This window comes from Guyparkeria halophila (assembly GCF_034479635.1).
In the GTDB taxonomy this organism is placed as follows: domain Bacteria; phylum Pseudomonadota; class Gammaproteobacteria; order Halothiobacillales; family Halothiobacillaceae; genus Guyparkeria; species Guyparkeria halophila.
This window is the reverse complement of sequence record NZ_CP140153.1, coordinates 2,222,736-2,242,650: the sequence shown is the minus strand read 5'-3', so window position 1 is coordinate 2,242,650 and position 19,915 is coordinate 2,222,736. Positions and strand designations below refer to the sequence as shown.

Genomic DNA, 19,915 nt, shown 5'->3' with positions numbered 1-19,915 from the left:
GGGTAGTCATGGGTGAGCCGTCGGTCACCTTGCACGGGTTCAACAACCTCAGCAAGACGCTGAGCATGTCGATCTTCGACATCTGTTATGCCAAGACCCGGGCGCAGGTCAACGAGTACATCGCCTACATCGACGAGGTCTACGATGCCGACCGGCTGACCCAGATCCTGACGGATGTCACCGAGATGATCGGGGCGAACATCCTCAATGTCGCCCGGCAGGACTATGAACCGCAGGGGGCGTCGGTGACCATCCTGATCTCCGAGGAGCCGGTGATCGCCGAGGGCATCGACTATCACGAGGAGCCGGGGCCGCTGCCGGGCGATGGCGAGCTGGCGCGCGACTCGGTGGTCGCGCACCTCGACAAGAGCCACATCACCGTGCACACCTACCCCGAAAGCCATCCGGAAAACGGCATCTCCACCTTCCGGGTCGATATCGACGTGTCCACCTGCGGACGGATCTCGCCGCTGCGGGCGCTCAACTACCTGATCCACAGCTTCGATTCGGACATCGTGACGCTCGATTACCGCGTGCGCGGCTTTACCCGTGACATCCACGGCGGCAAGCACTTCATCGATCACGAGATCAACTCGATCCAGAACTACATGTCCGAGGACACCCGCGAGCGCTACCAGATGATCGACGTGAACGTCTATCAGGAGAACATCTTCCACACCAAGATGCTCCTGAAGGACTTCGATCTGGACAACTACCTGTTCGGCCACGGCACCGACGATTACAGCCCGCAGGCATGCACCCGCATCGAGAAGGCGCTGAAAAAGGAGATGTTCGAGATCTTCTATGGCCGCAACCTGGCCGACGCGGACGTGCCCAGTAGTTAGGGCTTCCCTCGCTTTCAGCGGCCGGCCGCGACGATCGACTCGGCCAGCAATTCCACGGGTTGTTTGACGACCAGGCTCGCGCCCGCCGCCAGGTGGGTCGCGCAGCCGACATTGGCACTGACCACCGCATCGGGCGCCAGCTGCTCGATGGAGGCGAGCTTCGGCTCGCGCAGGCGCTCGGCCTGTTCCGGATAGAGCAGCACCTGCATTCCCGCCGCACCGCAGCAACGCTCGTTGCCGTCGATCTCCAGCAGCTCGAGTCCGGGAATGGATTCGAGCAGTTGCCGGCTGGCATTGGGCTGCCGCACGTGGTTGCGCTGGCTGCAGGGGGTGTGCAGGGCAATGCGGTAGTCGATGCGGGCAAGCTGCGGCCATTCCGCCGGCTCGCGTTCGAGCAGCCACGCGGTGATCTCGCGGACCGCGAGATCGTGGCTTGCCTCCAGCCCGCCCAGTTCGGCCGTGCAGGCCGTGCCGACCACGATCACCTCGTCGACGCCCGCCGCCTTGAAGGCGGCCGCGTTGCGCTCGCGCTGGCGTGCGCCGGCCTCCGGCTCGCCGCCGTGGGTATGCATCGCCCCACAGCAGCCCTGGCCGCTCGGAATGACCGGTTCGTAGCCGAAGGCGGCGATCGCCGTGCGGGCGGCGGCCACCGCGGGGGCGTTCATGGCCGCGCCGGTGCAGCCAATGAACAGGCCCACGCGCCCACGGGACGCCGTCGCGTGGTGCGCGGGTGACTGCCGCACGGCGGCCTGCGTGAGCTGGCGGGGCAGGGCGCGGCCCACCGGCCCGGCCAGCCGCCGGGCCACGCCGCCCAGTCCGATGCGCTGCATGAGGCGGTAGATCCGCCAGGCGGCGCCCAGGCGTCGGCGCCGGGTCAGCAGCTGGTCGCGCAGCAGGCGCCAACCGCGTGCCTCGGCGAGCGGGCGCGTGGCCATTGCCGATTCCCGGGCCAGGCGTGCCCGACCGTTGTCGATCAGGCGGCCGTAGGCCACCCCCGAGGGGCAGACGGTCTCGCAGGCGCGGCAGGTCAGGCAGGTATCCAGGTGTCGGCTGACGTCGGCATCCGGCGTCAGCTCGCCCTGGCTGATGCCGAGCAACAGGCTGATCCGCCCGCGAGGACCGTCGGCCTCGTTGTCGGTCAGCGAGAAGGTGGGGCAGTGCGGCACGCAGATCCCGCACATCACGCAGTCGAGTGCATCCGTGCGGATCGCCTCGTCGAGCGTATTCGTTTGAGTGGGCGCGTGCGCGATGGGATCGGGCGAGTTCATGTCGGAAGAGTGCAGCGGGCCGGGTGGCCGGTCAAGACGGGGTGGTGTCTGGCGCGCCGGTGTCGAGGGCGCCGCGGGTCGAGGTCGGCGGGGGCGAGAATAAAATTCCCGCAGGGAGTTGACGGCCCGTGGATCATTAGTATATATTGATACTGTGAATTGCTTATCCTCCTTTGGTGGTTCTTGTTGTTGCCGGCTTCTGCCGGCATTTTTTTTGTCTGCAATACCGTGACTGCCATCCGATGCGGAAAGTCCTTCGCTTTCCGCGCCGATGCGCTTTATACTCCGCGGTTCTCCACGTTCGGGCCGGTTGAAAAATCGGCCTTGCGGGGTGCGATGCCTTCGGGTAGACTTCGCGCCCTCTTGAAATCAATGTATCGCTTCTGGTTTGGGAGCTGTCGATCCATGAAAACCTATTCCGCCAAGCCGGCCGAGGTCAAACGCGACTGGTACGTCATCGATGCATCCGGCAAAACGCTGGGTCGTCTGGCCACCGAGGTCGCCCGCCGCCTGCGTGGCAAGCACAAGGCCGAGTTCACCCCGCACGTCGATACCGGTGATTACATCGTTATCGTCAATGCGAAGGACATCAAAGTTACTGGCAAGAAAGCCAGCGACAAGATGTATCACTTCCATACCGGGTTCATCGGCAACATGAAGCACTTCACCTTCGAGAAGCTGATGGAGCGTTCCCCGGAGCGCGTCATCGAGCTGGCCGTCAAGGGGATGCTGCCGAAGAATGCACTCGGTCGCCAGATGTATACCAAGCTCAAGGTCTACGCCAACGCCGAGCACAATCATCAGGCGCAACAGCCCCAGCCGCTCGAGATCTAAGAGAGACTACTCATGGCAATGACACAGAATTACGGAACCGGTCGTCGCAAGAGATCCTCTGCACGGGTCTTCCTGCGTCCGGGTACCGGCAACATCACCATCAACGGCAAGAGCATCGAAGACTTCTTCGGTCGCGAGACCGCACAGATGGTCGTTCGCCAGCCGCTGGAGCTGCTGGAAATGGGCGACAAGTTCGATGTGGTCGCGACCGTTGCTGGTGGTGGCCCGAGCGGCCAAGCCGGTGCCGTTCGTCACGGTCTGACCCGTGCGCTGATGGACTATGACGAAGCACACCGTCCGAAGCTGCGTGAAGCCGGCTTCGTGACCCGTGACGCTCGTCAGGTCGAGCGTAAGAAGGTCGGCCTGCGCAAGGCACGTCGCTCGGTACAGTTCTCCAAGCGCTGATCCAACGTCGTTCCGGCCCCGAGCCGGACACCTCGAAAGCCCCGCACTCGTGCGGGGCTTTTGCTTTGTCTGTCGCTTTTTTCGGGGCCTGAGCGGGTGGGCGTTCCGTCGATCTGGTCGGCGGGCGCGCTGTCCCGGTCTGCCGGTGGGCAAGTGACAGGCGGCCTGGCAACGGGCGAGCCGGATTGCCGCCTGCCGGTCAGGCTCGGGCGCGACCGGGCGGAAGGCATGTCGGTCGGCGCGACTCCGATGCCACCCTTGCCGGGCGAGGCGTTCTGGGCAAACATTGCTCGGGGTACCCCGGGTCATGGCGTGCCACTGGCATGCCGTTCCGAATCGCCCCTGCCCGGTGATACGACCCCTTGGCGTGGTGCGCCGGCACCCCGTCCGGCGCCGATGGCTATTCCTCGATCCGGATCCGGCCGAGGGTGAAGTCGCCGCCCTGGTTGGCGAGCACGAAGCCCTGGAAGGGGTCGCGCAGGCCATTGTCCTGCGCGCGCAGCAGGCGCCGGTCGTCCACGCGAATCTCCATGTGCCCGTTCTCGTCGCGGGTCCAGACGAGGCGGTGGAACCGGTTGTCCTCAAGCTCGAGTCGGCCGTCATGGCGGGCCACCGTTTCCGTGTTGCCGGCAATCTGTCGGACCAGTGTGAGTGCCGGCTGCGAGCCGGCGGAATAGACCAGGTGATAGCCGGTGCCGTTCGTGGGCCGGTTGCCTTGAAACACCCCCAGTGACAGGCTGCCGGGGGTCTGGCTGGAGGCGAGTTCCAGCTCGACCCTGAAGGCGTTGTCGACCGGCGCATTGACGAAGATTTGCGCCGGTTCCACGCGGGTGGCCGCCTCGTTGTCGCCGTTGCGTCGCTGTTCGAGGATCATGCCCAACACGGCCAGGCCGACCTCCTCGGGGCGATCGGAGTTGAGGCCGCTTGGTGTGCGATTGCCGGCCTGTTGGGTGGTCACGACGCTGCGCAAGCCGTTCGCATTGACGTCGAAGTCGCCGCTGAGCACCGTCCAGGAGGGGGTGCGGCGGTAATCGCCGTCGCTGAAGTCGTCCCGCAGGACGACCCGGGACGAGGAGGCGGATTGCGACCCGGAGGGCGCGGCCACCTGTTCCGGGTCCGTCTGACGCAGGCGTTCGACCAGGTCGGCCGACGCGCGGCCGTCCCCGGCGATGCCCATGTCGGCCTGGTATTGATATATCGCGCTGCGGGTTCGATCTCCCATGACGCCATCCACCGGGCCGGCGTCGTAGCCGAGCCGGTTCAGTTCGCGCTGCACCACGGCCACGCGTTCCCGCTCCGAGAGCGTGTCGGTGTCGGAGGACGATGTCGCCCCCGGTTGCCAGCCACGCGCCGCCTGCTGCGCCTCGGCGATCTGCGCGGGCGTCATGCGTTCGGCCAGCGCATCGCGCGCCTCGGCGGCGTGGCGATGACCGCGAGACGCGGCCAGGTTGTACCACTTGTGGGCCTGCACGAAGTTTTGGGTGGTGCCGTTGCCGGCCGCATGCATGCGACCCAGCATGTACTGGGCATCGGCATCACCCCGTTGGGCCGCCTCACGGAATTCCTGCAGCGCCTGGTGGTACTCCTGCTGCTCGAAGTAACTCATGGCGTCGTTGTAGTCGGCGCTGGCCAGCCCGACGGCCCCGACGACGAGAAAGCTGAGTGCGAGTGTCTTGGTGATCACGGTCATGCCTCCAGTGGACAGGCTTGTCGTCCGCCACATCAGGACGGAGGGAAAGGTTGGGGAGGCCGGCCTGATCGGCCGAGGCGTTCAGGCGGCCATCACCCATCTGGCCCGAGCGTAGCACCCGGGGCAGGTAAGGTGCCTGGGGGCAGGCAAGGTGCCTGAGTTGGTGTGCCGCTTTCCGGTCAGGCGCGCCGCGTTTCCCGGCGGAGGCGATGGCTTTGCGCGTGGGAGGGCCGGAGGCGGAACAAAAAGAAAGGGCCGACGGCGATACCGTCGACCCTTTCCTCTGCCTGGCCTTTGCCTGGCCTTTGCCTGGCCTTTGCTTGGCCCTTTCTTGTCCTGTTCTCGGCCCAGCCGAAAACCCGACCGGGGGTCAGGAGTTCTCGGCGCTGCCCTGGCGTGTTGCCTCGAGAATCTGTTCGGCGTCCTGTCGTTCCTGTTCCAGCCCTAGTTTGTCGTAGGCGCGAATCAGGAGTTTCAGCGCCGGGATGGTCGAGGTCGAGCCGTTGTACTTGTCGAGGGCCGATTGCGCCCGATTGGCGGCGGCAAGCCAGGCACCGCGCCGCATGTAGTACTCGGCGACCTCGATTTCGTGCTTGGCCAGCGAGTTGCGCACGTCGATCAGGCGACGGCTGGCATCGTCGACGTACTGGCTGTCTGGGTATTGCTCGACCAACCGGGCGAACGACTTGTAGGCCGCCTCGAGGACCGACTGGTCACGCTTGGAAAGGTCCGGCGGGGCGATCTTGTTGATCAACGAATCGCCACGGCTCATGTTGGCCAGCCCCTTGAGGTACAGGGCATAGGCCACATTGTCACCACGCGGGTGCAGCTGGATGTAACGATCCGCGGCGGCGATCGCCGAATCCGGTTCGTCGTACTTGTAATAGGCGTACGCGACTTCCAGTTGCGCCTGTTCGGTGTAGGCGCCGAACGGGTAGCGACCTTCCAGGGTTTCGTACTTCTTGATCGCGGTCTCGTAGTCGCCCCGGCGCATCGCGTCGTTGGCTTCCTGGTAGAGCTGGCCGGCCGACGCGGTCGGATCGGACAGGTCAACGCGGTCGTCGTCGGACTTCGAGAACCAGGAGCAGCCGCTGGCGAACGTGACCATGCCGGCGATCAGGGCCGCGCGGGCAAGGTGCCGGGGGAGGGAGCGGCGAGTGGCCGGGCGGTTACGGTCGCGATGCTGGGTCATGATCAGGAGTGAAAGGCCGCTGGCAGTGGTGAGTGGACGCCGCCCGCCCAAAAGCGCATGGTACGGCGCGTTGATGGGGCAGGCGTTAGCGGATAATCTTCGCAGATAAGATCCTAAAAACCAACCAATCTCATGGCGGGTGTTTGCCCGTCTTTTTCATGTCTCGACGGACGGCGCCACGGCGCGCTCCCGTGACCTTTGGATGGCTGATTTCCGATAGATGGATGTAGAACGCACCTTGCTGATTCCCGCCGAGCAGGCGGGCATGCGTCTCGACCAGGCGGCCGCGCAGTTGTGGCCCGACTTCTCCCGTAGTCGAATACAGGAATGGATCAAGGGGGGGCAGGTGACGGTGGACGGCCGGTCGGTGCGGCCGCGCGACACGGTGCTGGGCGGCGAGACCCTCGCGCTGCACGCCGAACTGGAGCAGCAGAGCGAGGACCGTCCCCAGCCCATCCCGCTGGATATCGTCTTCGAGGACGAGCACCTGCTGGTGGTCAACAAGCCGGTCGACCTGGTGGTTCACCCCGGGGCCGGCAATCCGGATGGTACGCTGGTCAACGCACTGCTTCACCACGATCCCGAGCTGGCCCTGCTGCCGCGAGCGGGGGTGGTGCACCGGCTGGACAAGCAGACCAGCGGCCTGCTGGTCGTGGGCAAGACCCAGGCGGCCTATCAGGCGTTGGTCGCCGACCTGGCCGAGCGGCACATCGGCCGCGAATACGACGCGGTGGTGATCGGCCATCTGATCGCCGGTGGCACGGTGGACGAGCCGATCGGGCGGCATGCCCGCGATCGGCAGCGCCAGGCGGTCGTGGCCCAGGGCAAGCCGGCCGTGACGCATTACCGGGTCGTCGAGCAGTTCGGCGAGCACACTTGGTTGCGCGTCAAGCTGGAGACGGGGCGCACGCACCAGATCCGGGTGCACATGGCGCACATCCGCCACCCCATCGTGGGGGATCCGGTTTACGGTGGGCGCCCGCGCCTGCCGCGGGGAGCCGACGACGAGTTGGTCGACGTGCTGCGCGAGTTCGGCCGTCAGGCCCTGCATGCCCGGCGGTTGACGCTAACGCATCCCGAGACCGGCGAAACGCTGTCGCTCACGGCGCCGATGCCGGATGATATGGACGAATTGATCGAACTGCTGCGCGATTATCGCGACGGCAACGACGAAGGAGAGGCCGAGGTTATCTATGTCAGGGATCCCGACTGACGCCCCCGAGGGCAGTCGCTTTATCGAGGCCACCTGGCCGGCGCCGGGTGGCGTGCGTGCCGGTGTGACCACCCGGGTCGGTGGCCATAGCCGCCCGCCGTTCGATGGCTTCAACCTGGCCACTCACGTCGGTGACGAGGCGCAGACCGTGGCGGCCAATCGCGCCGAGCTGGCCGAGATGCTCGCCCTGCCGGAACCGCCGCGCTGGCTGAACCAGACGCATGGCACCACGGTGGTCGGGCCGCAGGTGCCGACGGATCGGCCCGAGGGCGATGCGGCCTATACCAATCGCCCCGGCGAGGTGCTGGCGGTGCTGACGGCCGACTGCCTGTCGGTGACGCTTGCCAGCCACGACGGCAGCGAGGTGGCCGTCGCCCATGCCGGTTGGCGTGGCCTGGCCGCCGGCGTGATCGAGCGCACCGTCGATCGCTTCTCGGTGGCCGGCGACGAGTTGATGGCCTGGCTGGGCCCGGCAATCGGCCCGGCGCATTTCGTGGTCGGCGACGAGGTGCGCGAGGCGTTCATGCGCGAATATCCGGCCGATGCCTCCGCCTTCCGAGGCGCGGCCGAGGCCGGCAAGTACCACGCCGACCTGTTCGCCCTGGCCCGTTCCCGCCTGCGCCGGCAGGGGATCACGCGGGTGTTTGGCGGCGATCGGGACACCTACGCGCTGTCCGACCTGTTCTACTCGTATCGCCGCGACCAGGGCGAGACCGGCCGGATGGCCACCCTGGTCTGGCGTGAAAAAGACTGACAAGAGGAAGACCGAAATGACGCAACCCTGGCTCCTGCTGACCCTGGTCGGGGCGGATCGGCCCGGCATCGTCGCTCATGTCACCCGCGTGTTGTTCGGCGTGGGCGCCGAGCTCGGCGAGACAGCGATGATGCGGCTGGGCAACCAGTTCGCGATCATGATGATGGTGCGTGGCGCCGGCAACCCCGAGGAGGTGGCCGGTCTGCTCGAATCCACCCGGGCCGATTTCGGCCTCAAGCTGCATGTCGACGAGATCGACGCGGCCCTGCATCAGCACCGCGAGCCGGACGTGTCGGTGATCGTGCACAGCGCCGACCGCAGTGGCATTGTCAGTGAGGTCACCGCCGCGCTGCTCGAGGCCGGCATGAATATCCTCGACCTGCGCTCGGACGTGGGCGGCTCGAGTGACAAGCCGATCTACATCATGCAGATCGACGGCGAGAGCAGTCAGGGCATCGAGCCGATCGAGCAATGCGTGGCGCGTTTCGCCGATCAGGGGCTGACCGTGCGTGTCACCCCGCTCGAGACGATGCGGGGGTGAGCGTGGAGCCACTGCCGATCCTGACGTACCCCGACGAGCGTCTGAAAACGGTCTGCGAGCCGGTCGAGCAATTCGACCCGGAGTTGCGGGAATTTGCCGAACACCTGCAGCACACCGCGGACCTGGGGCCCTCGGCCGTGGGCATCGCCGCCCCGCAGGTGGGCCGCATGCAGCGGCTGTGCCTGGTCGACGCCACGCGCGCCAAACGCCCGGTGGACAACAACGGCCCCCTGGTCCTGGTCAATCCGGCGATCACCAACTGGAAGGGCTTCGCCGTCGGTCGCGAGGGTTGCCTGTCCATTCCCGACTACACCGGCAAGGTGATCCGCGCCGAGACCATCGAGCTGACCGCCCAGGATATCGAGGGGCGCACGGTCACGTTCAAGATGAAGGGCTTCGAGGCGCGCATCGCCCAGCACGAGATCGATCACCTCGATGGCATCCTGTTCCTCGACCGGCTGGTGAGCCGCCACGCGGATCTGCGCGAGCGTTGATGGCGTCGCACCGGAACGCGTTCCGGGCACCTCTCTGCTACGTTCCCTGAGGTACGGGTCCCTCCAGCCGGCTCGCGCGTCTGCCGGCGGTGGAGTCGACCTCCCGCCGAGGAGGGGTGCGCATGGGCATAGCGCTGGTCATTCTTGCTGCCTTCCTCTGGGGCGTATCCGGCGGGATTGCCGCCGTGCTCATCGAGCGAGGCTGGGACCCGCTGATCGTTTCCTTCTACCGGGGCGTGGTCGGCTTTCTCTGTTTCGCTGCCTGGTGGTTGGCGAGGTTTGCCGTTATCCCGCTGCCCGACCGGCGCGCAATCCTCTGGTCGGCGCTCGCCGGCCTCGGGGTCGCGGGCAACTTCATCTTCTACTTCCTCAGCATCTCCCAGGCCAATGTCGCGGTCGCGGTGACCCTCATGTACACCGCGCCGGTCTACGTCTACCTGGTCGCCCTGACGACCGGCGCCGTGCGGCTGACCCCCGGGTTCGTGGCGGCGATCGGTTCGGTCTTGCTGGGCGTGGCGTTACTGACCCAGCTTGTCGGCGGTGAAAATCTGGCGGGGCTGTCCTTCGCCGGTGTAGCCGCGGGGATTGCCGCCGGCGTCTCCTATGCGGTGTTCCTGTTCGGCTTTCGGAATGCGGCGCTCCACACCTCGTCGGTGGAGGTTCTGGCGGTGGCCTTCCTGGTATTTCTGCTGGTAATGGCACCGCTGGTCGATCCGGGAAAGGTCGTGGCCGCCTCGCTGTCCGACGATGTCCACCTGTTCCTGCTGCTGGGGCTGTTCGGCGCGGGCCTTTCGTTCGTGTTCTACGTGCTCGGCCTGAGACGGGCCACGCCGGTTGCCGTGGCCTTGGTGGCCGCGGTCGAACCGGTCACCGCCTCGCTCTTCGGCCTGACGGTGCTGGGCCAGTCGCTCGCCCCGTTACAGTGGCTCGGCATGGTCGTCATCATCGTCACCGTTACCGCCCTGGCGATCCGGCAGCGGTGAGTGTCGTCGACGCGTGATCTGGCTGACATGGAGCGGTCACCTGGTTGCGCGATAACGGTCGGGCTCCCTCAGCACGGAGGTGTCTTATGGAAGCCCACCGCCCATGTTCCCGCTATCGCACGGTCATCATTTCCGACGTGCACCTGGGTACGCCGGACGCCCGTCCCGACCGGCTGCTCGATTTCCTCGCCTCGATTCACTGCGAGACCCTGATCCTCAACGGCGACCTGCTCGATGTCTGGCAGATGCAACGCCGTCGCTGGCGCTGGTCGGCGGCCAAGAGCGAATTGTTTTGGCAACTCGGTGCACTGGTCGAGGCGGGCACGCGAGTTGCCTACGTGCCAGGCAACCACGACGACTGTTTCCGGGCGTTCGTCGGTCAGACGTTCGCCGGGGTGTCGATCCACCGGGAAATGCGCCTCACGCTTGCCGATGGCCGCCGGGCGCTGGTGATGCATGGCGACGAATTCGACGACCAGATCGCCCCCTCGTTGGTCGCGCGCTGCCTGGGGAATCTGGGTTATGAGTGCCTGCTGCGGCTCGATCGGCTCGGCCGGCGTCTGGGCGGCAGCGAGCGGCACGGGGCCCTGGTGCGCGCGATCAAGACCCGCGTCCCCGGCGCAATGGCGCACGTGGGGCGTTTCGAGGCCGCGGCCCTGGCGCATGCCCGACACGAGGGCGTGGACGTGATCGTCTGCGGCCACATCCACCACGCCAACCTCCGTGACGGCGACGGGGTGACCTACGCCAACAGTGGCGACTGGGTCGAGGGCTGTTCGGCGCTGGTCGAGCACGTGGATGGCAGGCTCGACGTGATCGAGTGGGACGGTCGGTCTGTCGCCGGGCGGGGCGCGCCTGCGGAAAGGACGCCGGCATCGGAGCCCGAGGGGCCGGTCGCCGTGGGCGGGAGCTGAGCCGTCTGCCGGACGCCCCACCTCTTGAATCCCGTGATGCCGGGCCTACATTCGTAGGCAGTTACATGAATTTCGACGGCATACGAGGTGCACGCAATGCGGATGGACAAACTGACCGCCAAGTTCCAGACGGCGCTGGCCGATGCGCAGTCGCTGGCCGTGGGCCAGGACCACCAGTTCATCGAACCGGTTCACCTGATGGTGGCGCTGCTCGACCAGGAAGGCGGCACCGTGCGTCACCTGCTGACGCAGTCCGATATCAACGTCAACCTGCTGCGCTCGCAGCTGGGCGAGATGCTCGACCGCCTGGCCGCTGTTTCCGGTGGCGAGGCCGGCGAGGTGCACATCTCCAACGACCTCTCGCGCCTGCTCAACGTCACCGACAAGCTGGCGCAGCAGCGCAGTGATCAGTACATCTCCAGCGAGCTGTTCGTGCTCGCCGTGATCGAGGACAAGGGCGAGCTGGGGGAGACGCTGCGCCGGGCGGGCGCGGCCAAGGGGGCGATCGAGAAAGCGATCGACAAGCTGCGCGGCGGGCAGTCGGTCGATGACCCCAACGCCGAGGACGCCCGCCAGGCGCTGGAAAAATACACCCAGGACCTCACCGAGCGTGCCGAGCAGGGCAAGCTCGACCCGGTGATCGGCCGGGACGAGGAGATCCGCCGCGCCGTGCAGGTCCTGCAGCGGCGCACCAAGAACAACCCGGTGCTGATCGGCGAGCCCGGCGTGGGCAAGACCGCCATCGTCGAGGGGCTGGCCCAGCGGATCGTCAACGGCGAGGTGCCCGAAGGTCTCAAGGACAAGCGTGTGCTGGCGCTCGACATGGGCGCGCTGCTCGCCGGGGCCAAGTTCCGCGGTGATTTCGAGGAGCGTCTCAAGGGCGTGTTGAACGACATCGGCAAGGCCGAGGGCCGGGTGATCCTGTTCATCGACGAGATCCACACCATGGTCGGCGCCGGCAAGGCCGACGGGGCGATGGATGCGGGCAACATGCTCAAGCCGGCGCTGGCCCGCGGCGAGCTGCGCTGCATCGGTGCGACCACGCTCGACGAGTACCGCCAGTACATCGAGAAGGACGCCGCGCTCGAGCGCCGCTTCCAGAAGGTGCTGGTCGACGAGCCCTCTACCGAGGACACCATTGCCATCCTGCGTGGCCTCAAGGAGCGCTACGAGGTGCACCACGGCATCGAGATCGGCGACCCGGCGATCGTGGCCGCCGCCCAGCTGTCGCAGCGCTACATCACCGACCGGCAGCTGCCCGACAAGGCGATCGACCTGATCGACGAGGCGGCCAGCCGCATCCGCATGGAGATCGACTCCAAGCCCGAGTCGATGGACCGCCTCGAGCGTCGCCTGATCCAGCTCAAGATCGAGCGCGAGGCATTGAAGAAGGAATCCGACGAGGCGAGCAAGAAGCGTCTGGCCAACCTCGAGGAGGAGATCGGCGAGCTCGAGCGCGAATACGCGGATCTCGAGGAGATCTGGAAGGCGGAGAAGGCGGCGGTTGCCGGCACGACGCACATCAAGGAAGCGCTCGACCGGGCGCGCACCGAACTGGAGACCGCGCGCCGGGCGGGCGACCTCACGCGGATGTCGGAGTTGCAGTACGGCCGCATCCCGGAGCTCGAGCGCGAGCTGGCCGAGGCGCAGACCCAGGAAGAGCAGACCGAGACCGAGCAGCCCAAGCTGTTCCGCAGCACCGTCGGCACCGAGGAGATTGCCGAGGTGGTCTCGCGCTGGACCGGCATCCCGGTCGCCAAGATGCTCGAGGGCGAGAAGGACAAGCTCCTGCGCATGGAAGAGGCACTGGGCAAGCGCGTCATCGGCCAGTCCGAGGCGGTCGTGGCGGTGTCCGATGCCATCCGCCGCTCGCGCGCCGGCCTGTCCGACCCCAACCGCCCCAACGGCTCGTTCATGTTCCTCGGCCCCACGGGCGTGGGCAAGACCGAGCTGACCAAGGCGCTGGCGACCTTCCTGTTCGATACCGAAGAGGCGATGGTGCGCATCGACATGTCCGAGTTCATGGAAAAGCATTCCGTGGCGCGGCTGGTCGGGGCGCCGCCGGGCTACGTCGGTTACGAGGAGGGCGGTTATCTGACCGAGGCCGTGCGCCGCAAGCCCTACTCGGTGATCCTGCTCGACGAGGTGGAGAAGGCCCACCCGGACGTCTTCAACATCCTGCTGCAGGTGCTCGATGACGGCCGCCTGACCGACGGGCAGGGACGGACGGTCGATTTCCGCAACACGGTGATCGTGATGACCTCCAACCTCGGCAGCCAGCGGATCCAGGAACTGGCCGGTCAGGATGCCGACTACGAGCAGATGAAGACCGAGGTGCTCGAGATCGTCGGCCAGCACTTCCGGCCCGAGTTCATCAACCGCGTCGACGACGTGGTGGTCTTCCACCCGCTGGATCGCCGCGAGATCCGCCAGATCGTCGATATCCAGATCGAGTACCTGCGCAAGCGGCTGGCGGATCGTGAGATCGGGCTGTCGCTCAGTGACGCGGCACTCGATGCCCTGGGCGAAGCGGGCTTCGATCCGGTCTACGGGGCCCGGCCGCTCAAGCGGGCCATCCAGCAGCGCCTCGAGAATCCGCTGGCCCAGGCCATCCTCAAGGGCGAATACCTGCCCGAACAGACCGTCACGGTGGACGTGGCCGATGGCGAGCTGGTACTGGGCAAGGAAGGCTGACGGTAGGCAGGGATTCGGCGATCGGCCTGCGGTGCCAACGGTCGCCAACGGTCGCCAACGGTCGCCAACGGTCGCATGGCACCGTGGTTTTCCCGATTGCCGAGCGTCATAGAAATATCAGGCCGGGCGTTTGTCCCGGCCTGTTTGCGTAATGGGGTGCCACCTTTCCGCCCGTTCAGGGCAGGCGTATCTCGACGGCAAGCCCACCGAGTGCCGGTGAGCGAGAGAACGACAAGTGCCCGCCGTAGAGCTCGACCAGCTCGCGGACGATGGCCAGTCCCAGGCCGTGCCCGTCGCGGGATTCGTCCATGCGCGTGCCGCGCTGGGCGAGTTCCCGCAGCGAGCCTTCGGGGACGCCCGGCCCGTCGTCGGCGATCTCGATACGCCAGCCGTCTTCCCGAAGGCTCATCTCGACCTCGATCCGGCGGTCGGCCCATTTCGCCGCATTGTCCAGCAGATTGCCGAGCAGCTCGTACATGTCCTCGCGGTCGGCGCGCAGGAGCGCGCCTGCGGGGCAGTCGAGCCGGTGGGCGAAGTGCTTGCCCGGGTGCAGGTGCCGGAACATGCCGAGCAGCCGGGGTAGCTCTCGCTCCACGTCGAAGCGTTCGCCGCCGCGTGATTCGCCCGCCATGCGGGCATGGCGCAATTCCCGGTCCGTGATCTGGCGCATGCGGGCGACGCCTTCGGCGAGCCGCTCGGCGGTCTCCGGCGGCAGGTCGTCGCGGGAGCGTTGCAGTACCTGATCGATCAGCGTGATCGGGGTCTTGAGGGCGTGGGCGAGGTTGCCGAGTGCCTTGCGCGAGCGGGACAGCCGACGTTGCATCGCATCCTGCAGGTGGTTGATCTCCCCGACCATCGGCTGAAGCTCTGGCGGGACGGCCTCGTCCAGCCGGTCGATCTCGCCTTCCTGGAGGCGGCGGCAATCCCGCTGGACCCGGTCGAGCGGGCGCAGGCTCGCCCGGACGATCAACCGCTGGGCAACCAGCATGATGCCGAGGATGATCAGCGCCACGATGGCAAAACGCCAGCGGAAGGTCTCGATCCGTTCCATCAGCGTGGAGAGATCCTCGGCCACGTGGACCTCGACCCAGGTGCCTTGCTTCTGCATTCGGTCGGCGTAGACGAGCAACGGCTGATCCGACGGCCCGACCGCATGGTAGGTGGCGGGGAATGACTCGACTGCCTTGGGCTGGAAGTCGAAATCCCACAGCGAGCGCGAGCGCAACGTGGTGCCGCCCGCGTCGAGCTGATAATAGTGCCCGGAGTAAGGACGTTCGTAGATCGGGTTGGCGTAGGTCGGATCGAGTCGGGGCGTGTTCCCGCCGGGTTCGAGACCGACGACCAGGGTCTCGGCGTCATGGGCAAGCCGATCGACGACGTAGTGCTCGGTGAGCATCACGGGTGCCCGAGCGGTGACCAGCCAGAATACCGCGACCAGCACCAGCACACTGGCCAGGAGCCAGAGTGTCAGGCGGGTCTGGATATGACGCGGTTTGAGGCGGTTCACGACTGCCCGTCCGGTGCGCGGTGGAATACGTAGCCCTGGCCGCGCCGCGTCTCGATCCACTCGCGGCCCAGCTTGCGACGCAGGCGCGTGACGTAGGCCTCGATCACGTTGGGATCGCGGTCGTCGTCCAGCTCGTAGAGGTGATCGGCCAGGCGGCTCTTCGACAGGACGTGGCCGGCATGGTGGACGAAGTAGCGCAGCAGGCGGAACTCGGTGCCCGTAAGCTTCACCGGCCTGCCCTCGATGAGCGCCTGCTGGCGGTCCTCGTCCAGCGCGAGACGGGCGTTCGACTGCATCAGGTCGGCAGGATGCTCGGTCACGCGTCGCGACAGGGCGCGCAACCGGGCGACCAGTTCCTCGAGGTGGAACGGCTTGGCGAGATAATCGTCGGCGCCGGCCTCGAATCCCTCGACCTTTTCGAACCAGGCATCCCGGGCAGTCAGCAGCAGCACGGGCAGGTCCAGACCCTGGTCGCGCCATTCCCGCAGGACCGACAGTCCGTTCTTGCCCGGCAGGCCGATGTCGAGGACGACCAGGTCGTGGACCTTCTCGGCCCCGAGCCAGGCGGCCTCGTCGCCGTCGCGTACCCAGTCGACCGCATAGCCGTGCTCGCGCAGGCGCGCCTGCAGGTCGGCGCCCAGCGAGGCATCGTCCTCGGCCAGTAGCAGCCTCATCGGTTAATCATCGCGGTAATGGTCCTCGTGATGATCGTCATCATGGAAGGATTCCTCGTCCTCCTCGTGTTCAGAGAGCAGGCGTCCGTCCCGGGCATCGAAGTACATCTCGTGGTAGTGGTCGTCCTCGCCGTAGACGGTGATCTCGTAGACCAGGCTGTCCTCGTCGAGACGGGCCTCCACCATCTGTCCCGGATGGATGGCCTGCGCCCGCTCGAGCAGTTCGACCAGCGAGATGATCCTGCCCTGCTGGTGGAGTTCCAGCACCTGGTTGTGATCGGCCCTGGCCGGCGACACGGCCACCGGGCCGGCGAACATCACCGTCGCGACCGGCACGAGCAGCATCCACGGGGCCAGGCGTTTGGGGAACCGCGCATCGCGACGAGTCATGCGATCACTCCGCTGTCGAGCATGGGTACGAGCCAGTATCGCAGACCCAGTCCCGCCAGATCATCCCGCATCGCCTCGAGCAGCGGCTCGGCCTCTTGCTGGTCGAGCTTGAGGTGGAATACGGCGCGACGTTGGCGACCGGTGACCTGCTCCACGAGATTGAAGCGCCCGTGCTCGCGGCTGTGACCCCAAGCGGCCTCGCCGGTGAAGCCAGACAGCTCCTCCCGGCCCAGCAGCCAGTCGATCACGATTTCCTCCACGTCCGGGCGGGCGATCAATGTCAGCAGTACGTCAGTCATGATTCGGCTCCCTTGCGAACGGCTTTGGGGGCCGCTTCACCGAAGCGGCGGTAGAGGATGGGCAGCAGTACCAGGGTGAGCAGGGTGGAGGTCACCAGCCCGCCGATGACCACGGCGGCGAGTGGCCGCTGGATCTCCGAGCCCGGGCCGGTGGCGAACAGCAGCGGGATCAGACCAAAGGCGGCGATAAAGGCGGTCATCAGCACCGGGCGCAGGCGTCGCTTGGCGCCCTCGACCACGGTTTCGTGCAGCGACAGCCCCAGTGCCCGCAACTGGTTGAAGTAGCTCACCAGCACCACGCCGTTCAACACCGCGATGCCCAGCAGGGCGATGAAACCCACCGATGCCGGTACCGACAGGTATTCCCCGGAGATCCACAGGCCGAATACGCCGCCGATCAGCGCGAAGGGGATGTTGAGCAGCACCAGGATGGCCTGGCGGATCGAGCCGAAGGTGGTGAACAGCAGCAGGAAGATCAGGCCGATCGAGACCGGTACGACCAGGCCGAGCCGCTTGGCCGCGCGTTGCTGGTTCTCGAACTGGCCACCCCAGGCCAGGCGATAGCCGGTGTCCAGAGAGACGTTGTCGGCCACCGCCTGGCGGGCATCCTCGACGAAGCCCACCAGATCGCGACCGCTGACGTTCGCAGCGACCACGACGAAACGTTCGCCCAGTTCGCGTTCGACCTGCACCGGGCCCTCGACCCGTTCGATGCCGGCCAGTGCCGTCAATGACACCTGGCGACCGTCCGGCAGGCTGATAAGCATCTCGCGCAGGGCCTCCGGCGAGTCGGCTATCTCGCGGCTGCCGCGGATCATCAACGGCGTGCGTCGCATGCCCTCGTAGACCGTGCCGACGTCCTTGCCCTCGAGTTGCGCCCGCAGCAGGGTCTGCAATTCCTCGATGGCCAGACCGAAACGGCCGGCGGCCTGCCGGTCGGCCGTGATCTTCAGGTACTGCACCCCCTCGTTGCGGCTGTAGAAGACATCCGAGGCGCCGTCGACACCGCGCACGGTCTCGGCGATGGCCTGGGCCTTCTCGTTGAGTACGTCCAGATCCGGGCCGAACAGCTTGATGGCCAGGTCCCCGCGCACGCCGGTGAGCATTTCCGAGACGCGCATTTCGATCGGCTGGGTGAAGGCGTGTGCCATACCGGGAAAGTCGGCCAGGACCGCGCGGATGGCGTCGATCAGTTCCTCCTTGGTCTCGAAACGCCACTGGTCGCGCGGTTTGAGCACCAAAAAGCCGTCCGTCTCGTTGAGTCCCATCGGGTCCATGCCCAGCTCGTCCGAGCCGGTGCGGGCAATTACGCCGGTGACTTCCGGCACCCGTTGGATCAGGGCTTGCTGGAAACGCTTGTCCAGGGCGACCGATTGTTCCAGCGAGATCGAGGGCAGCTTTTCCAGCTGCACGATGACGTCGCCCTCGTTCATGGTGGGCATGAAGATCTTGCCGATCTGGGTGTAGGCCGCGGCCGTGGCACCCAGGGCGGCCACGGCGACGATGCCGATGACCTTCGGGTGGGCCAGCGACCAGCCCAGGGCCGGGGTGTAGATCTTGTGCAGCTGGCGCACCAGCCAGGGCTCGCCGTGCGAGACGTTGCGCAGCAAGTACGAACTGATCACCGGGATGGCCGTGAGCGAGAGCAGTAGCGAGCTGCCCAGGGCGAAGACGATGGTCAGGGCGACCGGCTTGAACAGCTTGCCTTCCAGCCCCTGCAGGGTGAGCAGCGGCAGGAAGACGATCACGATGATCAGGATCCCGGCGGTCACCGGCGCGGCGACTTCGCGCACGGCCCGGTAGATCACGTGCAGGCGGGGGAGGCGCTTGGCCTCCTTCTCCCGCGCCAGGTGCGCGACGACGTTCTCGACCACCACCACGGCCGCGTCGACCAGTATGCCGATCGCGATCGCCAGCCCGCCGAGGCTCATCAGGTTGGCCGACATGCCCATCCGATCCATGAGGATGAAGGTCACCAAGGCGGCCAGCGGCAGGATCAGGGCGACCGTGATCGCGGCGCGCAGGTTGCCGAGGAACACCACCAGCAGGATCAGCACCAGGACGATCGCCTCCGTGAGCGCCTTGGTGACGGTGTGGACGGCCCGGTCAACCAGGTTGCCGCGGTTGTAGAAGACATCGATAGTGACGCCTTCCGGCAGGGTGGGGGCGAGCTCGTCGAGCTTGGCCTGGACGCCGGCGACCACCTCGCGGGCGTTCGCCCCGCGCAGGCCGAGCACCAGCCCCTGGACGGCCTCGCGCTCGCCGTTCTTGGTGACGGCCCCGTAGCGGGTCAGGCTGCCGATCTGCACGTCGGCGACGTCGGTGACGTGGATGGGGGTTCCGCCCGCCGTGGTCGCCACGACGATCTCGCGCAGGTCGTCCAGTTGCGTGACGCTTCCCTCCACGCGCACCAGCAGGGTCTCCTCGCCATCGCGGAGGCGGCCGGCGCCGTCGTTCTTGTTGTTGCGCGCCAGCGCGTCGCGCATTTGTTCGAGCGTGACACCGCGGGCGCTCATCTTCGCCATGTCGGGCGAGACCTCGAAGGTGCGCACGTAGCCGCCCAGGGCGTTGACCTCGGCCACGCCCGGTACGGTGCGCAGGGCGGGGCGTATCACCCAGTCGAGCAGCGAGCGCCGCTCGGCGAGCGAGAGGTCGCCGCCATCGATGGTGAACATGAACATCTCGCCCAGCGGCGTGGTGATCGGGGCCATGCCGCCGGTCGCATCGGGCGGCAGGTCGCTCCAGACCGCGGTAAGGCGTTCGGATACCTGCTGGCGCGCCCAGTAGATATCGGTGCCCTCGGCAAAGTCGATGGTGATCGCCGTCAGGCCGTACTTGGCCACCGAGCGCAGCATGGTCTGGTCGGGAATGCCGAGCATTTCGACTTCCACCGGCGCGGTGATGCGCTGCTCGACCTCCTCGGGGGTCATGCCCGGCGCCTTGATGATCATCTTGACCTGCGTGTTCGACACGTCCGGAAAGGCATCGATCGGCAGGCCGAGAAACGCCCGGGTGCCCAGGCCGGCGGCCAGGGCCACCAGGAGCAGGACGAACAGGCGCTGGGTCAGGGAAAAGCGGATCAGTGCGGACAGCATTATGGGGCCTCGAAAAACCGTAGTGAGCCGCCCGAGTGCAAGGAGCCGCACAGCGAGCGACGAGACATATCAAGGAGATAGGTGAGGAGTGAGCGAGCACGCGACGCAGCAATCGGGTGGCGC

The 19,915-nt window shown here is 66.6% G+C and carries 18 protein-coding genes; 10 read left to right on the top strand and 8 right to left on the bottom strand.

Annotation, left to right across the window (positions count from 1 at the left end; all coding sequences use genetic code 11):
* Positions 1–8: 8 nt before the first annotated feature.
* Positions 9–845: an adenosylmethionine decarboxylase gene (gene speD, locus SR882_RS10150; protein WP_322521126.1), complete on the top strand. Its 837-nt coding sequence runs from the start codon at positions 9–11 to the stop codon at positions 843–845.
* A 14-nt stretch (positions 846–859) separates the two neighbouring features.
* Here speD and SR882_RS10145 read toward each other — a convergent pair whose 3' ends face one another.
* Positions 860–2,113 carry a (Fe-S)-binding protein gene (locus tag SR882_RS10145; protein ID WP_322521125.1) on the bottom strand — a complete coding sequence of 418 codons (1,254 nt, stop codon included), beginning with the start codon at positions 2,111–2,113 and terminating at the stop codon, positions 860–862.
* Between the two features lie 405 nt (positions 2,114–2,518).
* Between SR882_RS10145 and rplM the strand changes: the two genes are divergently transcribed.
* On the top strand, positions 2,519–2,947 hold the full coding sequence (gene rplM / locus SR882_RS10140; RefSeq protein ID WP_125199321.1) for a 50S ribosomal protein L13: 429 nt from the start codon (positions 2,519–2,521) through the stop codon (positions 2,945–2,947).
* Positions 2,948–2,959: 12 nt separating this feature from the next.
* Positions 2,960–3,352 carry a 30S ribosomal protein S9 gene (gene rpsI / locus SR882_RS10135; RefSeq protein ID WP_322521124.1) on the top strand — a complete coding sequence of 131 codons (393 nt, stop codon included), beginning with the start codon at positions 2,960–2,962 and terminating at the stop codon, positions 3,350–3,352.
* A gap of 400 nt (positions 3,353–3,752) precedes the next feature.
* On the opposite strand, the gene SR882_RS10130 is transcribed toward rpsI, so the two are convergent.
* Both SR882_RS10130 and SR882_RS10125 read right to left on the bottom strand, forming a co-directional pair.
* Positions 3,753–5,042 (bottom strand): SEL1-like repeat protein, encoded by a 1,290-nt coding sequence (locus tag SR882_RS10130; protein WP_322521123.1) that lies wholly within the window; start codon positions 5,040–5,042, stop codon positions 3,753–3,755.
* Between the two features lie 370 nt (positions 5,043–5,412).
* Positions 5,413–6,234, bottom strand: a complete 822-nt coding sequence (locus SR882_RS10125; protein WP_322521122.1) for an outer membrane protein assembly factor BamD — start codon at positions 6,232–6,234, stop codon at positions 5,413–5,415.
* 220 nt (positions 6,235–6,454) lie between these two features.
* Between SR882_RS10125 and rluD the strand changes: the two genes are divergently transcribed.
* The 7 genes from rluD (at position 6,455) to clpB (ending at position 13,827) form a co-directional block, all read left to right on the top strand.
* Entirely contained in the window at positions 6,455–7,447 is a 993-nt protein-coding gene (gene rluD, locus SR882_RS10120; protein ID WP_322521121.1) for a 23S rRNA pseudouridine(1911/1915/1917) synthase RluD, read from the top strand.
* Positions 7,428–8,201 carry a peptidoglycan editing factor PgeF gene (gene pgeF / locus SR882_RS10115; protein WP_322521120.1) on the top strand — a complete coding sequence of 258 codons (774 nt, stop codon included), beginning with the start codon at positions 7,428–7,430 and terminating at the stop codon, positions 8,199–8,201. Before rluD ends, pgeF begins: the two co-directional genes overlap by 20 nt.
* Before the next feature lie 16 nt (positions 8,202–8,217).
* The gene (locus SR882_RS10110) at positions 8,218–8,742 is read left to right on the top strand and encodes a glycine cleavage system protein R (RefSeq protein ID WP_125199327.1); all 525 of its coding nucleotides are present in this window, start codon (positions 8,218–8,220) and stop codon (positions 8,740–8,742) included.
* Between the two features lie 2 nt (positions 8,743–8,744).
* A complete protein-coding gene (gene def / locus SR882_RS10105; protein WP_125199342.1) occupies positions 8,745–9,236 on the top strand; it encodes a peptide deformylase in 492 nt (163 codons plus the stop codon).
* Positions 9,237–9,358: 122 nt separating this feature from the next.
* Positions 9,359–10,219, top strand: coding sequence for a DMT family transporter (locus tag SR882_RS10100; protein WP_322521119.1), 861 nt, complete (start codon positions 9,359–9,361; stop codon positions 10,217–10,219).
* A gap of 86 nt (positions 10,220–10,305) precedes the next feature.
* Positions 10,306–11,133, top strand: coding sequence for a UDP-2,3-diacylglucosamine diphosphatase (locus SR882_RS10095; RefSeq protein WP_322521118.1), 828 nt, complete (start codon positions 10,306–10,308; stop codon positions 11,131–11,133).
* A 102-nt stretch (positions 11,134–11,235) separates the two neighbouring features.
* Complete coding sequence (gene clpB, locus SR882_RS10090) at positions 11,236–13,827, top strand: ATP-dependent chaperone ClpB (protein ID WP_322521117.1); 2,592 nt, start codon at positions 11,236–11,238, stop codon at positions 13,825–13,827.
* Positions 13,828–14,002: 175 nt separating this feature from the next.
* Here clpB and SR882_RS10085 read toward each other — a convergent pair whose 3' ends face one another.
* The 5 genes from SR882_RS10085 to SR882_RS10065 are packed head-to-tail and all read right to left on the bottom strand — an operon-like array spanning position 14,003 to position 19,792.
* Entirely contained in the window at positions 14,003–15,334 is a 1,332-nt protein-coding gene (locus tag SR882_RS10085) for a sensor histidine kinase (protein ID WP_322521116.1), read from the bottom strand.
* Positions 15,331–16,008 carry a response regulator transcription factor gene (locus tag SR882_RS10080; protein ID WP_322521115.1) on the bottom strand — a complete coding sequence of 226 codons (678 nt, stop codon included), beginning with the start codon at positions 16,006–16,008 and terminating at the stop codon, positions 15,331–15,333. The genes SR882_RS10085 and SR882_RS10080 overlap by 4 nt, the downstream gene beginning before the upstream one ends.
* 3 nt (positions 16,009–16,011) lie before the next feature.
* On the bottom strand, positions 16,012–16,398 hold the full coding sequence (locus tag SR882_RS10075) for a PepSY domain-containing protein (protein WP_322521114.1): 387 nt from the start codon (positions 16,396–16,398) through the stop codon (positions 16,012–16,014).
* The gene (locus tag SR882_RS10070; protein ID WP_322521113.1) at positions 16,395–16,697 is read right to left on the bottom strand and encodes a DUF3240 family protein; all 303 of its coding nucleotides are present in this window, start codon (positions 16,695–16,697) and stop codon (positions 16,395–16,397) included. Before SR882_RS10070 ends, SR882_RS10075 begins: the two co-directional genes overlap by 4 nt.
* Positions 16,694–19,792 (bottom strand): efflux RND transporter permease subunit, encoded by a 3,099-nt coding sequence (locus SR882_RS10065; protein WP_322521112.1) that lies wholly within the window; start codon positions 19,790–19,792, stop codon positions 16,694–16,696. The genes SR882_RS10070 and SR882_RS10065 overlap by 4 nt, the downstream gene beginning before the upstream one ends.
* Positions 19,793–19,915: the final 123 nt, after the last annotated feature.